Below are 14627 nucleotides of genomic sequence, written 5' to 3' on the forward strand. Positions count from 1 at the left end.
ATCACTCCAGTGCAAGCAATAATTAGGCATGTCTCGTTTGAAGTTATTTACTTTTCTATATTTTTCATGAGAAGGAATTTTTTTTATAAGTATACCTCTAATGGTAGTTTGACTCCTCATTAAGCTTAATTTTCATGATCATAATACTAATTTTCATATGTGCATATTTAACCGACACAAGCAGTTTTTTCATGATAAAATTGCAAGGACAGTGGCAACAACCCATAAATCTTCAAGATAATTTTCTCTTCTATTTACGAAGTTCATGTATATAGTCATAATTAATACGGTTCTTCTAAAAGTGCTCATGGCCCTAACTATAACAATTTTAAGCGGTGGATTTTCTCGTGAAAGAAAAATATCATTGATGAGTGGGAAAGCAGTAAAGAAGGCGCTTGATAGCCTTTCATATAATGCAATAGAAATAGACGTTGACAGCAACACTGCTGAAAAGCTTAAAAAAATTAACCCTGACCTTGCTTTCATTGCTCTACACGGGCCTTATGGCGAAGATGGCTGCATTCAAGGTTTATTGGAGATTTTAGGTATAAAATATACACACTCTGGAGTTATGGCCTCGGCTATTGCTATGAATAAAGCAATGTCTAAGCATATATTCCGATCCCTTGGTATTGACACTCCAAAAGGGTACATAATCAGTCGAGGAGATATACTAAAAAATAATATTAAAATTGATTATCCATATGTCTTAAAACCCATTAATGAAGGTTCAAGTATTGGAGTGCACATAACTTTCTCGCATGAGGATTATTTAAAATTAAAAAACATGTTTAGCGTCATTCCAGTGCATGACGCTGGAATTGAGGAAGAAGAACCAGTTTGGACAACAAGAGATTTAATGATCATAGAAGAATACATACCAGGTATAGAGTTACACACTGCTGTGTTACTAGATGAAGCAGCTGGCACTATGGAAATAAGACCAAAAAATAAATTCTATGATTATAAAGCAAAATACACAAACGGGTTTGCAGAGCACATATTTCCTGCTGAAATTCCTGACAACATATATGAAATGACCTTGGAACATGCATTGAAAGTTCATCGATTTCTAGGATGTAAAACTATTTCTCGCTCAGATTTTCGCTATAATCCTAAGGATAATACTCTAAAAATGCTTGAGATCAATACACACCCTGGCTTTACTGAATTATCGTTAGTACCAGAAATTGCAAAATTGACAAAAGGAATTGATTTTAATGAATTAGTTAAAATTATCATTGAAGATAGTCTACAGCACAAAAAAATATTAGAGATCAAGTAAATGTTGAGTAATTCTACTAGAAGTCAAAGAAGTTTTTTACATAAGTGTGCTTTGGTTATCATAACAGTACTCTTTTTTACGTTAGTATTCTATAGCTCACTTGATAAAATCACAAGTCGATTTAATCATTATCTCACTTGGTGTAATGACTATTTGTCTAGTCTACTACTCAGTAGTGGATTTTCAATCGATGAAGTAGTTGTAAATGGCAATAAATTTACAAATGAGAAGGATATTTTAAATCTGGTAAATAAAACGCAGCCAATTATATATATATCACCTTCAAAGCTTGCTGATAGCATACAATCCGTAAGCAAATGGATAAAGCACGTAAGAATTCATAGAATTTTGCCTAACACTCTATACATTAATGTAGATGAACATAAACCGTTTGCTCTATGGAAGGATAATAACAAAACTTCAGTAATTGATTCCGAAGGTAAAGTGATTGTAGATGATTATCCTACAGATAACTTTATCGTAATTACAGGACAAAACGCACTATCAAACCTAAAATCTATTAAAGATATACTAGAAAGTAAAACTCAATTAAGTGATCACATTTCTTCTTGTGTTTATATAGGAGATAGAAGATGGAACATCATACTTGATAACGGCTCTATAGTAAAACTGCCTGAAGATAATCCTCATAGTGCATGGAATTATTTAAATCGCTTACAAAATACAACCGATTTTACTTTTAGCGATTGGAGTATAATTGATATGCGTATTATTGATAAAATCTTTGTAAAGAGATAATTCTACTCCTTCCTCGTTATCTAAATTTTATGCGATAATGCCTCTATGATGTTATCCCAGCGTTACACGCTACCATCTGCAGTAGATTTAAATTTACAAACATTAATAAGTTTACCAAATAGAAAAAAAAGGCAAAAAACACCCTCATAGTAGATAGTGTTTACTCTACAGATTAAATAACTAAACACCTTCATTGCTATAATAAGGAGGCTGGAGAAGTTTATCAAGCGGTTTTTTTGTAGCTTTGCTTTCAGGCTGTAATATTCATAGCAAAAGACCTAATAACATGTATACTTTATTAAGTAGCTTATGTAGTAAATCATGAAACTAGGCGTTAATATCGACCACATTGCAACCCTTCGCAACACACGTGGAACCCCTTATCCAGATCCATTGAAAGCCGCAGAAATAGCCATTAACGCCGGAGCAGATTTTATCACTGTACACTTACGAGAAGATAGAAGGCACATCAGAGATGAAGATGTGTTTAACCTGAAAAAAAACACTAATACTGAACTAAACCTTGAAATTGCAGCCAAGGAAGAAATGCTTGAAATAGCAAAAAAGGTAAAATCTTATTCAATTAACATAGTACCAGAAAAAAGAGAAGAATTAACAACTGAAGGCGGCCTGGATATAATTAACATGCATAGTAAACTTTCTAGTATAATAGAAGAGATGCATAGTTTTGGTATAAAGGTTTCATTGTTTATCAATCCGAATATTAATCAACTAAAATATCTTGAAAAGTCAGAAATAAAGCCTGACATAGTAGAAATCCATACAGGTGATTACTGCAATAATCCATTAGAAAAAAAACTAAAATTAATTACCAATACTGCAGAGTATATTAATAAATTAGGGATAGAATGCCATGCAGGGCACGGCATAACTTATAAATACGCTCAAAGGATGAAAAAAATACCTCACATTTCAACTCTGAATATAGGCCACTCTTTAATCAGCGAAGCTATATTTGATGGGTTATACAGCGTAGTAAAAACAATGAAGATGATAATATCTAACTAATTACTTCTCCTTTCTCCTTATTTAAAATACTTAAAAGAGTTTGGCTTGCTTTAAACTTCACTCTTGTCTTTTGAGGAACAGTCATGATTTCACCATTCTGAGGATTACGACATTGTTTCTCCTGGCTTATAGCAGTAGAAAATGTGCCTATTCCATGCAGGCGTATTTCACCTTCCTCATCTAGTTTACCCTTTATTATTTTCATAAGCGCATCAAAAATCTTGCTCAAATCAGACTTTGTTATTTCTACATCTTGACTAGAACAAGCTTGTTTTAATTTATTTATTATGTCTTCTTTACTCATAAACTACCTTAATATTGAAAAAATTACACAAACAACATATTACGTTCATACCGATAGTCAACTAAATTTATCATGAAAATAGAATATACTATGCATTTTTTTAACATTTGTATAATATACACAAAAAAAATATCACTCAAAATAATTATCTCTTAGAAAATTGATATTTTGCCCGAGCCCCACGTTGACCATATTTCTTACGTTCTTTAACACACGAGTTTCGTGTTAAATACCCACTCTTACGTAATATAGAATATAAATCTTGGCTTATTTTACTTAAAGCTTTGCTTATTCCATGAGCTAATGCACCTGCTTGACCAGATAGTCCTCCACCTTTTACAGTTGCAAATACGTCATATTTATCTAGCATAGATGTTACAATAAGTGGCATTTTCACTATTTGGCACACTGATTCTCTCTTAAAGTAAGAGAGCAGCTTGTCTTGCTGATTAACACTGAACTTTCCACTTCCTGGTTTTATCCATACTCTTGCTGCAGATTCTTTTCTTCGACCCGTAGCATACAAACAACCAAACAAATCAATTGCTGGCTTAGTTACTTTTTCTGATTGATTTATTACAGAACTTTCCATTCTTATTCTATTATTTTTTATTTTTACGATTTAAAGAAGCAAAATCTATCTTTTTAGGCTGCTGCCCTTGATGTTTATGCTCTGGACCAGAATAAACATATAAATTTCCAAAACGTTTACGCGCCATAGGACCATCATCAAGCATCCTTTTCACCGCCATTTTTATTACCCTCTCAGGGAACTTACCATTAAGAATATTATCTGGGGTAGTTTTTTTTAAACCACCAGGGTAACCTGTATGCTTGTAGTAAACTTTCTCTTTAAATTTTTTTCCGGTAAAATGTACCTTTTCTGCGTTGACGATAATTATATTATCGCCACAGTCCATATGAGGTGTATACTCAGGTTTATGTTTTCCACGCAACATTGTTGCTACAAATGCTGCAAGTCTTCCTACTACTAGCCCTTCTGCGTTTATAACAAACCATTTTTTATCGATTTGTCCCTCTTTTAAGAAAAAAGTCTTCATCACTCTAACTGAACAATAGTAGGCTATGATACACTTAATTTCTAAGCAATGTCAACAATATTAGTTATTGATTATTAAAGCAACTTATGCTAGTAACTTAGTTGCACAGCCAATATATATAGGAGTAGAATGTTCCATTTGATTATTATACTTGCGGCTATCTTTAGTACTGTAAATTGCTATGCGATTGATCTTGAAGAAGCTGTAAATAAAGCCATTAAAAATAGTTCAAAGCTCAAGTCTCAATTTTACCAATATAAAATCGCTAAAAAATACTATAAATCTTTAGGGATAGCTGGATTTTTGCCAGATATTAATCTTCGATACTATTTTGATAGTAATTTTAATATCGTCAACAGTATACAAAACCCCGGAGAACTCCTTACATTAAGTCAGAGAATAATAGATGGAGGCGGTACTTTTGCTACATTCAGTCAATCAAGTCATCTTCTCAAAGCAGCAAAGACTCAATTTCAAAAGTCAAAGCAAGAGCTTGCACTTAATGCCGTAAAAGTATACGTTGATGTTCTACGAAGTAGGGCAATATTACAGCTTAAAGAGCACAAAGAACGCGTCTCTTTGGAAAATTTATCAGAGGCAAAAAAACGTTTTTCTCTCGGGGAAGTGACCAACGCTGAAGTTTCGCTGGCAAAAGCAAAATTTTCATCTTCAGTGTCAGAAAGAGTTGATGCCGAAGGCAAATTAAAATCGGCAAACATTGCTTACTTCCACCTAATTGGGGAAGAACCTGATGAACTTTCTGAAGCTAGTGATAAATTACCTTCTGTTCCAGAATTAAATGAATGTTTACAGCTAGCAAGAACCAACAATCTATCTTTGAAAACAGCAGTTTATCAAAAAAAAGCAGCAGGAATGGGAGTGTTTGCTGAAACTTCTAAGTGGCTACCTTCTCTGCACCTTAGTATAAATAAAATTTTTGACATAAGAAATATCAACATCAAAAAGCCTTTAGAAGGTGCTAGCGTTGCTTTTACTCTCGATATTCCAATTTTTAAAAGAGGAATAAATGCTTTTGGCATCAGTAAAGCTAGAATGGATGCAAAAAAATTCACTTACGATTATTATGAAACAGTAAAAAACATAGAGCAAATGGTTGTAAATGCTTGGAATGATGTGTTGACAGCAAAGGCTATCATTAAAGCAAGTCAAGAAGCTGAAAAAGCAGCAGCTCTAGCGTTGGAAGGGGTTGAACAAGAAGTAAGCTTAAATTTAAAGAGTATAACTGATCTTTTATATACTGAAGACACGTTATTCAAAGCACGTTCGGACTTAGTTGAAGCACAAAGCAATTATGTGATTAATGTTTATAATTTACTTTTTATAATAAATAGTATAAATCTCTAAATTTGATGGCATTAGTGTTATGAATGATGAACAAAGCAATCAATCTGTAAAAGATATCCTAGAAGATATAAAGAAAGCTATATCTGGTAAAAGCTCAAGTAATGATGCAGTGGAAATAGAAGATGCAATAGAAATAGAAAAGGAGAAGAAGGATGATGATGTTTTGTACCTTGAAGAGGAGTATTTAGAAGATTTAGAAAAAGATATTAAAGAGCAGAATAACGAAAAACAAGATGTCAACAATGATCATAAGAGCGAGGAAATAGTTTTTAATAATACTCAATTTAATAACCACAGTTATAACTCACAGAAAAGAAAAGGACGTTCGTTTGCACAATAATACCTCAAACAGATAATAACAAAGGAATAATAGTGGTTTACAAGGGCAAAATAGCGATCATCTAATTTAAAAAGAGAACATGGAAGAGATTAAAAAGCTACTTGAAAAAATGCAAAACGAACTACAGCACGAACAACAAAAAAAATCAAACCTCACTATTGAAGAATTAGTTACATCTCTTTTAAAACCTCAGTTGCCTGAGTGGCTAAATAATTACCTCCATACATTGGTAAAAGAAGTAGTCGAAAAAGAGCTCAAAGATATCATCAATAATAAGTGATTTTTACAAGGTGTTAGCAATAAAAACTAGAGTAAAAACAGCTAAAGGCAGAAAACTATCCTCAACAAGGTGGTTGCACCGTCATTTAAATGACCAGTATGTACAAAAAACTAATAAGGATAGTTATAGATCACGTTCAGCATATAAGTTGATAGAAATAGATAATAAATTTAAATTACTCCAAGCAGGGCAAAAAATTGTTGACCTTGGTGCTTCTCCTGGTGGATGGTCACAAGTTGCATCTCAGAAAGGTGCAAAAGTAATTGCTATTGATATAAAGCCAGTAAACACAATTAGTGGAGTGAAATATATACAATACAATATAAATGAACTTGAAACTTTAAGGGAAAGATTTAAAGATCAAAAATTTGATGTAATTCTATCTGACATGGCCCCAGAATCCTGCGGGTTAAAATCGCTGGACCATATTAGAATCATGCTTTTATGCGAAGCAGCATTGAACTTTGCAAAACATTTCCTAATTTATGGTGGCAAGTTTGTAGTAAAAATCTTTCAAGGAGAATCTGACAAAGACTTTTATAATGAATTAAAAAAAATGTTCAAAATAGTAAAATACTTTAAGCCAAAATCAAGTAGATCTGAATCTACAGAAATGTATTTGGTAGGTTTAGATTTTATCAGCAACAGTTTTCCTATATAGAGTAATGGCAAAATTTTCTAATTCTGCTCTACAGCAAATTTCAATGCCATATGAGTAGCTATAGTACCATTAACCATTAAAATGGCAAAAATTAAAGCAGTAATAAGTAACATATGAATACTTAAGAACAAACCCTCGAAATGAACTAGTAATTTAAAATATACAAATGTTGGCATTATGATTGGCAAAACAAGAATTTGTGATATTCCCGATGCTAAGTTGTTTCGACCAACCACTAATGCATTTCCAGTAGCTGAGATATTAATTATTATCAGCGTATTAAGTAATAAAGATAAGCCTACCGCTATTGAGTGTTCAATGTTACTACTCAAAACTACGAAGCTGAATATGGAAGAAATCACTGAGATTGGCAGCCCGAACAATAACCAGTGAACAAAAATTTTATAAGCAATTACAAACCTAGGGGAAAATGGCTGTATAAAAATTTGCTCTAATATTCCATCATGATAATCAAAAACAAATAAATTACTTGTAGAGATTTGCAAGACAAACGTAGTGCATATCCATATTAGCGTTAACATGATTTCTTGCTTACTGCTGCTTTCAAGTGCAAATGAAGATAGACTTAACATTATAATAAAAGCACATATCGCATAGATAAAATTTTTACTATCTATCGCTAATCTTCCTATTGAGCTAATCATACTAGGCTTTTAAATGTTTATTATAAATTATAGTGTTTAATTTTAGATAGTATAATTTCTTACTCACAAATTATACAAGGTTTATTAATTAATTAATAACATAACCATGAAAGAGTCATCAAAAACAAAATTATCAGAAGATTACACTCCTTCAGAAGATGAAGAATATATGAGCGTAAAACAGTTGGAATACTTCAACTTAAAGTTGGAATCAATCCTTGCTGAGCTAGAGAAGCAGGAACTAGAAGATAGTGCATACTACTCTGATGAAGACAGTGGAAATGAAAAATTAATTAAGCGCAGAAAAGATAGAAAAGAAAAAATCAAGGAGGCATTAGAAAAAATAAAACTAGGCACCTACGGCTATTGTGATAGAACAGGGGAAGAAATAGGAATCGCAAGACTTAAAGCTAATCCGTTTGCTGTATATTGCATTGAAGAGCAAGAGAGATTAGAAAAGGAAAAGAACGTATATAACACTGATGATTAATTGCATATAGTCACCTAAACCCCTGACCTTTTAAGTCTTTCTTTATCTAATATAGAACTTATCTCTTCTACACTCTTATCAATATCATCATTGATTACTACATAATCATATTTATCGCGCTTGCTCATCTCTTTTTGAGCTTCGGCTAACCTGTATTCTATTTCACTTGCACTGTCACTATTACGTTTTTGCAAACGCAACCTAAGCTCCTCCATTGAAGGGGGAAGTATAAAAACACTTACAACTTTTTCCCTCATAAGCTTAAATAAATGAAATGCTCCTTGCCAATCTATACTTAGTAAAACGCTTATTCCACTGCTCAGGTTCTGTTCTATAAAACTTCTCGGTATGCCATAAAAATTTTCAAAAACTCTGGCGTACTCAAGCATTTGACCAGCTTCACATAACTCATGAAATTCTTTCTTGGTAACAAAAAAATAGTCTTTTCCATTTATTTCGCCGGGGCGAGGTTTGCGTGTAGTCATAGAAACCGATCTAACTGAGTTAGTCGATCGCTCAAGTAATCTCTCTAATATAGTAGTTTTGCCAGCTCCAGAAGGAGAAGATAAAACCAATAATACACCTTCATTCTCTGCAGCCATTTTCTCTTCTAAGTATAAGTTAACAAGCACACTACAAGGTTCTTCATTTGATTAGGACTTTGCATTTTCTAATATGGCACTTTTTGAATCAGGTTTAAAAAAGCTAGAATGATCTAAATTGGAATCCGATAAATTGGTACCAATAAGAGAAGAATTATCAAAAATAGTATGGCGTAAATCAGCTTTCTTAAGGTTTGCCTTATCTAAATTAACATTTATAAATTTCGCTCTACTCAATATCGAATTAGAGAAATCGGCATTCTCTAGATTCATATCCTTAAACTCAAAGCAAGAATAATTTACATCAAACTTTTCACCCTGTAATATCTTTTCTTGCAAATTCTCAATTGAAGTTATAGCACCCTCTAAGCCAGCAAGTTTCTCCTGCCCTTCATTATCAATCAAAATCGAATGATCAAACTCACAATCTGCTAAATGAGCATCAACAACCGAGCCTTTATATATGCTAGAAGAATGAAAAGACGTACCACTGACCGTTGAATTATTGAAGTTGCTAAGAAAAAAACTGGTTTTCTTAAAGGCACTACCGCGAAGTAAAGAAGATCCAAAGTCACTTTCAACAAAATTTGAACTAGTTACTTTTAGATTAGACCAGATTGAATTATTCGCTATTAAATTAAAAAACGTTGAGCTTTCTATTTCACTAGAATCGATGCTATTGTGAAAAAGTCTACTATTATAAACTTGAGAGTCTCTTATTTTTACCCTATACATCGAAGTTGAGGAAAGGTCTGTACTTTCTATCTTCGCAGAGGTAAATAACGAATGGTCAAAAAACGAACCATTCATATTAGAATGTGCAACTCTAGTATTACGAAACTCTCCATGGCGAATGTCAGAATCAGAAACATTAACTTGATGTAGCTCGCTAAAACTAAAACCAATATTGGATAAATCAGCATCTTGAAAACTGACTTCAGAAACATATGAATGTTTTATCTTGGAACCATTCAACATAGATTGAACAAAACTTGAATTATCACCATTTACATAGGAAATTCTAGTTTTGCTTAAATTAGCTCCACCAAAATTGCTGTCAATTATAGCAGAAGAATCAAGGCAAACATTAGAAAGATTGCTGCCTGTGAAGTCTGATTCTTTTATTTCCGTGCCATATATATTAGCATTTTTCAATGAGGAAAATTGTATTTTTAGTTTATATGAATCCACTCCAAAAAAATTTGCATTATCAAGACTGCTTCTTTGCACAACAGTATTGTTTATTTCACTATCACTAAAACTTATATAGCCCACATTTGAGTCTGATAAGCTGGAAAAATTTATTTTGACATCTGAAAAATTAGTATGTAAACCGGTCATACTTTGCATTCTCACTTTTTTGAGGTCAGAGCTGACAAATTCAGCACAACTAACATCAGATTGATCAAATATAATATCTGTCAAATTTGCAGAAATAAATTTCGCAAAACTCAAATTCGTACCTTTTACTTTTATACCTTGCAAATTAGCATTAGAAAAATTAGCACCACGTAAATCAGAATTAATAAAGGATACACCTGACAAGTCAGTATGAGAAAAATCAGCACCAATTAGACTTACTCCATTAAAAATAGATCCATTGAGGTACAATTTACTGAAATCTGCTCCATTTAAGTTAGAGCCAAAACCTTTTCTAAAATCCTCTTGAATACCTTTTTTGTGGCATTGCACTAGAAACTTAGCAAAGTCTTTTTTACTGTAAGACACATACTTTATTTTATGCAAAGTATCTAAAAAATCACTAACTGGATTTTTTGCATCATTTATTTCATTCCCGTAACACAAATGACCAACTAAAATTAATACCAAAAATCTAATCATTTGCTCAGTCTTCATTGCATTGTAATTCATTATCTTTTTTTGTCTTTACAGCCCAATCATACATTTGGCTTTCCTTATTATCTACTTTCTTATGTTCTAAAAGATGTGGTATCATTTCAGCAATTGCATTTATTATATCAACTTGTTCTTTTTCAATTGCTATATCAATAGGAGATTGAAAATTATTATTAACTACTTTAGGATTAGCACCTTGTAATAAGAGAAAGCGTATTATATCTATCTTACCTTGCTTAACTGCATAAATTAAAGGAGTATCTCCAAGTTTATTTCTAAATTCTAATATCTCTCGAACTGTCGATCCAAATTCTTCCAATTTATTTATTATTCCTCTTAAGCAAACTAAGTTATTCTTTTTAATACAGTAAAAAAGCTGTTTACTGTAGTCATCAATAAATATGGTTGTCGGAAGATGCTCATTAAGGTTATCGTATTGTCGCTTATATATTGACTTGCTTTGTGCATTTTTATGACACCATTCCTTTATTGGTTCTCTATCTAGCTTTGTCCATTTTTGTAGATTCTCCTTTTCCTCTTGTTTGCTTTCTTCATCTTTCTTAGTGATAAGTTTTTCTCGATCTTTTCCATTAAGGTCCCCAGTTACTTTTTCTACTTTTTCTTTTCCTGCCTGATCTTCTGCCTTTTCTTTTTTTTCCTTCAACAATTGACTTGCATTACTTTCCGAAGGTTTACTTTTCTCTACATCGACCTTTTTATCAACTTGTAGATCTATCTGTTGGTTAGCTATATCTTCATTCAAATCAGCACTTGAAGGCTCTTTTTTTACATCTTTTTTCACTTCCTCGCTGGCAACATCCGGTAAATCTTGAGCAGGTCTATCTGTACTTTTTTCCAGTGGATTATTACTAAGGTCTAGCAAATCTTTACTAATTTTCTCATCTCCGCTCACAACTTTCTCAATTGGAGGGACTTTATTTTTATCGTGTTGCAATTTTTTTTTATTGGTCGCTCCTTCGATCTTGGTATCCTGTATTCCTTCAGCATTCAACTTATCGACGTTCGCAGAATCGCTCCTGGAAGATTTTAGTTCGTCTCCCCGTTGGGTCGTGTTTTTCAGTAAATCTTGTTTCGGATTTTTCCTTATACCTACATCTTCATACACAGAACCAACTGATTCGTCTACACCAAATCTTTTTTCTTTAGCCAGCAAATCTTGTTTTAGATCCTTTTTCACACCTACATTTTCATGTACAGAATCAACTGATTCATCTGCATCAGTTTTTTTTTCTTCAACTTGCTCCACAGCAAATAGGTTTAGTGATCCAAATACGACAAATAACAACGTAAAGTATAAAACACTTCTCATAAATATTCCAAGCATAGGCTTAATTAAGATAATACTATAACCAAATAATTAATCTATAGTAAAAAACGAGCATGAGGAACAAAGAGCGATTCAGAACTTTCATAGGAGCAGTATGGCCGCAGGAAAATATAAGAACTCATCTGAACTCTATAGCTTCACAAAAAGTCCAATAAAGTTAGGTATATTGTGTATGTCTAGATAAGGTGAAAATAGGTTAACACAGTAAATCTTATAATGTGCTAATAACACACGGAAGGAGAGGGATTCGAACCCTCGATACGACTTTTAATCGTATAACGGTTTAGCAAACCGCCGCCTTCAGCCGCTCAGCCACCCTTCCAAATCTTGAACTTCAAGACAAATACTCTATATAATACTAAGACTTTACAACCTGTCTAACCTTTTAATAATAGCATCTTATACCAAAAATCCTTCAAACCAGTTAATAACTATGACTTTACTATAACACAATAACTAAAATTAACATGCATTAATTTCTACTTTTAATAGCGCTCTCAACAATTTTTTTCGCTTTTTCTGCATCAACCCACTCTCCAACTGTCACTGTTTTCTCTTTCTCTAGGTCTTTATAGTGTAAAAAGAAGTGAGTAATTTTATTCAGTAGGTTTTTAGGCAAATCAGAACAGTTTTTTACGTGATCATAATAGCTATCAACACTGGAAACAGGCACAGCTAATACTTTTTCATCTTTTCCCTTCTCATCCTTAGTAAGCAAAGCACCCACCGGACGTACCGATATTAAAACACCAGGCGCTAAGGGAAATTGAGTTAACACCAGAACATCTACAGGATCACCATCACCCGCACAGGTATTTGGCACAAATCCATAATTGCAAGGATAGACCATTGCAGTAGATAAAAACCTGTCAACTCGTAATAATCCGAGTTCTTTATCAAATTCATACTTTATGGGCTCAGTATTTGCACTTATTTCAATAATCACATTTACTGCATCTGATGCCATAGTTATCTTACTCAAATCCATAGATTATCTCTTACTTTAAGAGTAAACATTATACAATAGACTTCTTGAATAATCTATGAAAAAGGCAATTATTTTAAATATTGGCGTCTTTTATAACGCTGCTGCTTTTAAATTGCTTCAACTATAAATATTTAAGAAATTTACCAAGTAAAAAAAGGTAAAAGAAGCCCTGTAGTGACTAATTATCCACATTCTTTGTTGTCTATTTGACGTTCTTTAATGTCCTGAACGCTTTATAAGCGCGATTCATGATATTAGGTATAGGAACCCTACTATAGAAAAAGTCCAGAAAGAATATAATAAAAATACTCTGGAAATTAAGTACAATGCAATAAAAAACATATACCTCTAGATTTTGGCTTTCGATAGGCTTTAAATTATGAAACAGCTTTATTATTATCAATAATAAAGCTGGCAAAATGTGTCAAGCAATTTTTTTCGTTTCTATTGAACAACAGTTGTTATACACTAGCGCGTTGCCAAAAACCATGCAAAAGGTCTAATATATACTTTTGAGTTGCCACATTTACATAATTTCATCTTTATGAACAAAAAGTCGCCTGAGAATTAGCTAAATCAACTTAGATAAATAAATAGCAACTTTGCAGCCTGTTTTTATAAACGAAGCTAAAATATTATAGCCAAGCGCACTTTCAGCGTTGTGTTCAATTGCAATATCTCTGTGTTCTAGCTCCTCATCGCAAAATTTACTTATTGTTTCTTTTAATTCCCCATCTTCTAAATATGAAACTTGTTCTCTGTAATGCTCTCCGATTACCTCCTCAACTGCAGCGGTGCAAGCCATAGCAGCTTTTTTGCCCATAATTGCAGTGACAACACCAAGTGACACTCCTAATACATACCAAACTGGCAATAAAACAGTAGGGCGAACTTTTTGCTCTTTAATTTTTTCGTTAAAATAGTGAAAATGTTTCTTTTCCTGCCCTTCCATTTCGATTATTTTATTGATTATAGAAGATTTCTTAAGAATAAACTTTTGACCGTAATAAATGCAGATAGCACCATATTCCCCAGCATGATTTACTCTAATTGTTTGATGCAAGAACCTACTGTTGCTATACCTTAAGCTGTTCAGATTTCTTTCCTTCTCCACAACAAATTTTACCTGATAAGAACAGAGCTGCTATAAGATAAATAAGATTCCATGTTGCTAGGGAAACACCTAAGATATAACGAGGCTTGTCACAAAATGGAGAGTAATCAGGGTTTAATAGATTATTTCTCAGCTCTTCTACGCTAGCGTTACTACTTGCTTGCTCTGCGCAGCCTAAAACATCATGAAACAAGTGGAATTCAAGACCTACATGATAAAAAGATATTACTGCACCTATAAGATAGCTGCAAAACATTGCATAAATCAGAATCTTGTTATTTTTGAGCATATAAACCACTGCAAGTAATCCTGCAACATAATAAATTATCCGCTCGTATATACATAACTTGCATGGTAGCATATTGAAAAAATACTCTAGTACATATGCAAAAATTAGAGCAACAGCACTTGATAGTAGAAAGATTGCAGAAACTCTAGAGTTACTATACATAATTTTAAGTGAATTATTATACATACCT

At 32.8% G+C, this 14627-nt stretch carries 17 protein-coding genes, 1 tRNA gene and 1 pseudogene; 8 read left to right on the plus strand and 11 right to left on the minus strand.

Annotated features, from left to right (window positions below):
* The first annotated feature begins 301 nt into the window (after window positions 1-301).
* The 3 genes and pseudogenes from CCY16_RS00160 (at window position 302) to CCY16_RS00170 (ending at window position 3073) form a co-directional block, all read left to right on the plus strand.
* Window positions 302-1296, plus strand: a pseudogene (locus tag CCY16_RS00160) (D-alanine--D-alanine ligase).
* Window positions 1286-2044, plus strand: a complete 759-nt coding sequence (locus CCY16_RS00165; protein ID WP_088413995.1) for a cell division protein FtsQ/DivIB — start codon at window positions 1286-1288, stop codon at window positions 2042-2044. The pseudogene CCY16_RS00160 and the gene CCY16_RS00165 overlap by 11 nt, the downstream one beginning before the upstream one ends.
* Before the next feature lie 321 nt (window positions 2045-2365).
* A complete protein-coding gene (locus CCY16_RS00170) occupies window positions 2366-3073 on the plus strand; it encodes a pyridoxine 5'-phosphate synthase (RefSeq protein WP_088413997.1) in 708 nt (235 codons plus the stop codon).
* Here the strand turns inward: CCY16_RS00170 and CCY16_RS00175 are convergent.
* From CCY16_RS00175 to rplM, 3 genes are all read right to left on the minus strand, one after another.
* Window positions 3066-3377 (minus strand): HU family DNA-binding protein, encoded by a 312-nt coding sequence (locus CCY16_RS00175; RefSeq protein ID WP_088413999.1) that lies wholly within the window; start codon window positions 3375-3377, stop codon window positions 3066-3068. The genes CCY16_RS00170 and CCY16_RS00175 overlap by 8 nt on opposite strands.
* 145 nt (window positions 3378-3522) lie before the next feature.
* A complete protein-coding gene (gene rpsI, locus CCY16_RS00180; RefSeq protein ID WP_088414001.1) occupies window positions 3523-3969 on the minus strand; it encodes a 30S ribosomal protein S9 in 447 nt (148 codons plus the stop codon).
* 10 nt (window positions 3970-3979) lie between these two features.
* Entirely contained in the window at window positions 3980-4438 is a 459-nt protein-coding gene (gene rplM / locus CCY16_RS00185) for a 50S ribosomal protein L13 (RefSeq protein ID WP_088414003.1), read from the minus strand.
* Window positions 4439-4567: 129 nt separating this feature from the next.
* Here rplM and CCY16_RS00190 point away from each other — a divergent pair, with 129 nt between their 5' ends.
* From CCY16_RS00190 to CCY16_RS00200, 4 genes are all read left to right on the plus strand, one after another.
* Window positions 4568-5803, plus strand: a complete 1236-nt coding sequence (locus CCY16_RS00190; RefSeq protein ID WP_088414005.1) for a TolC family protein — start codon at window positions 4568-4570, stop codon at window positions 5801-5803.
* Between the two features lie 19 nt (window positions 5804-5822).
* The gene (locus tag CCY16_RS05860; RefSeq protein WP_245800643.1) at window positions 5823-6143 is read left to right on the plus strand and encodes a hypothetical protein; all 321 of its coding nucleotides are present in this window, start codon (window positions 5823-5825) and stop codon (window positions 6141-6143) included.
* 79 nt (window positions 6144-6222) lie between these two features.
* On the plus strand, window positions 6223-6423 hold the full coding sequence (locus tag CCY16_RS05865; protein ID WP_245800644.1) for a DUF2497 domain-containing protein: 201 nt from the start codon (window positions 6223-6225) through the stop codon (window positions 6421-6423).
* Between the two features lie 73 nt (window positions 6424-6496).
* Window positions 6497-7084 (plus strand): RlmE family RNA methyltransferase, encoded by a 588-nt coding sequence (locus CCY16_RS00200; protein WP_088414043.1) that lies wholly within the window; start codon window positions 6497-6499, stop codon window positions 7082-7084.
* A gap of 17 nt (window positions 7085-7101) precedes the next feature.
* Here the strand turns inward: CCY16_RS00200 and CCY16_RS00205 are convergent, their stop codons facing one another.
* Window positions 7102-7749: a heme exporter protein CcmB gene (locus CCY16_RS00205; protein ID WP_088414007.1), complete on the minus strand. Its 648-nt coding sequence runs from the start codon at window positions 7747-7749 to the stop codon at window positions 7102-7104.
* Window positions 7750-7855: 106 nt separating this feature from the next.
* Here CCY16_RS00205 and CCY16_RS00210 point away from each other — a divergent pair, with 106 nt between their 5' ends.
* Window positions 7856-8239 (plus strand): TraR/DksA family transcriptional regulator, encoded by a 384-nt coding sequence (locus CCY16_RS00210; protein WP_088414009.1) that lies wholly within the window; start codon window positions 7856-7858, stop codon window positions 8237-8239.
* A gap of 14 nt (window positions 8240-8253) precedes the next feature.
* Here CCY16_RS00210 and gmk read toward each other — a convergent pair whose 3' ends face one another.
* From gmk to CCY16_RS00245, 7 genes are all read right to left on the minus strand, one after another.
* Window positions 8254-8841 carry a guanylate kinase gene (gene gmk / locus CCY16_RS00215; protein WP_088414011.1) on the minus strand — a complete coding sequence of 196 codons (588 nt, stop codon included), beginning with the start codon at window positions 8839-8841 and terminating at the stop codon, window positions 8254-8256.
* A gap of 51 nt (window positions 8842-8892) precedes the next feature.
* A complete protein-coding gene (locus tag CCY16_RS00220; RefSeq protein ID WP_088414045.1) occupies window positions 8893-10683 on the minus strand; it encodes a pentapeptide repeat-containing protein in 1791 nt (596 codons plus the stop codon).
* Between the two features lie 4 nt (window positions 10684-10687).
* The gene (locus CCY16_RS00225; RefSeq protein ID WP_245800646.1) at window positions 10688-12043 is read right to left on the minus strand and encodes an ankyrin repeat domain-containing protein; all 1356 of its coding nucleotides are present in this window, start codon (window positions 12041-12043) and stop codon (window positions 10688-10690) included.
* A gap of 235 nt (window positions 12044-12278) precedes the next feature.
* Window positions 12279-12368, minus strand: a tRNA-Ser gene (locus CCY16_RS00230).
* A gap of 150 nt (window positions 12369-12518) precedes the next feature.
* The gene (gene ppa, locus CCY16_RS00235; RefSeq protein ID WP_088414013.1) at window positions 12519-13034 is read right to left on the minus strand and encodes an inorganic diphosphatase; all 516 of its coding nucleotides are present in this window, start codon (window positions 13032-13034) and stop codon (window positions 12519-12521) included.
* 571 nt (window positions 13035-13605) lie between these two features.
* The gene (locus CCY16_RS00240; RefSeq protein ID WP_088414015.1) at window positions 13606-14148 is read right to left on the minus strand and encodes a demethoxyubiquinone hydroxylase family protein; all 543 of its coding nucleotides are present in this window, start codon (window positions 14146-14148) and stop codon (window positions 13606-13608) included.
* Window positions 14111-14623 (minus strand): disulfide bond formation protein B, encoded by a 513-nt coding sequence (locus CCY16_RS00245; RefSeq protein WP_245800648.1) that lies wholly within the window; start codon window positions 14621-14623, stop codon window positions 14111-14113. The genes CCY16_RS00240 and CCY16_RS00245 overlap by 38 nt, the downstream gene beginning before the upstream one ends.
* Window positions 14624-14627: the final 4 nt, after the last annotated feature.

The sequence above is a fragment of the Wolbachia endosymbiont of Wuchereria bancrofti genome, from assembly GCF_002204235.2.
In the GTDB taxonomy this organism is placed as follows: Bacteria; Pseudomonadota; Alphaproteobacteria; order Rickettsiales; family Anaplasmataceae; genus Wolbachia.

What these genes read in the sequence shown, in the direction of transcription:
- ppa (WP_088414013.1), bottom strand. Translation starts at nt 13,034, where the DNA reads ATGGATTTGAGTAAGATAACTATGGCATCAGATGCAGTAAATGTGATT.
- CCY16_RS00170 (WP_088413997.1), top strand. Translation starts at nt 2,366, where the DNA reads ATGAAACTAGGCGTTAATATCGACCACATTGCAACCCTTCGCAACACA.
- CCY16_RS00175 (WP_088413999.1), bottom strand. Translation starts at nt 3,377, where the DNA reads ATGAGTAAAGAAGACATAATAAATAAATTAAAACAAGCTTGTTCTAGT.
- CCY16_RS05860 (WP_245800643.1), top strand. Translation starts at nt 5,823, where the DNA reads ATGAATGATGAACAAAGCAATCAATCTGTAAAAGATATCCTAGAAGAT.
- CCY16_RS00205 (WP_088414007.1), bottom strand. Translation starts at nt 7,749, where the DNA reads ATGATTAGCTCAATAGGAAGATTAGCGATAGATAGTAAAAATTTTATC.
- CCY16_RS00225 (WP_245800646.1), bottom strand. Translation starts at nt 12,043, where the DNA reads ATGCTTGGAATATTTATGAGAAGTGTTTTATACTTTACGTTGTTATTT.
- rplM (WP_088414003.1), bottom strand. Translation starts at nt 4,438, where the DNA reads ATGAAGACTTTTTTCTTAAAAGAGGGACAAATCGATAAAAAATGGTTT.
- gmk (WP_088414011.1), bottom strand. Translation starts at nt 8,841, where the DNA reads ATGGCTGCAGAGAATGAAGGTGTATTATTGGTTTTATCTTCTCCTTCT.
- CCY16_RS00245 (WP_245800648.1), bottom strand. Translation starts at nt 14,623, where the DNA reads ATGTATAATAATTCACTTAAAATTATGTATAGTAACTCTAGAGTTTCT.
- rpsI (WP_088414001.1), bottom strand. Translation starts at nt 3,969, where the DNA reads ATGGAAAGTTCTGTAATAAATCAATCAGAAAAAGTAACTAAGCCAGCA.
- CCY16_RS00210 (WP_088414009.1), top strand. Translation starts at nt 7,856, where the DNA reads ATGAAAGAGTCATCAAAAACAAAATTATCAGAAGATTACACTCCTTCA.
- CCY16_RS00220 (WP_088414045.1), bottom strand. Translation starts at nt 10,683, where the DNA reads ATGATTAGATTTTTGGTATTAATTTTAGTTGGTCATTTGTGTTACGGG.
- CCY16_RS00165 (WP_088413995.1), top strand. Translation starts at nt 1,286, where the DNA reads ATGTTGAGTAATTCTACTAGAAGTCAAAGAAGTTTTTTACATAAGTGT.
- CCY16_RS00190 (WP_088414005.1), top strand. Translation starts at nt 4,568, where the DNA reads ATGTTCCATTTGATTATTATACTTGCGGCTATCTTTAGTACTGTAAAT.
- CCY16_RS05865 (WP_245800644.1), top strand. Translation starts at nt 6,223, where the DNA reads ATGGAAGAGATTAAAAAGCTACTTGAAAAAATGCAAAACGAACTACAG.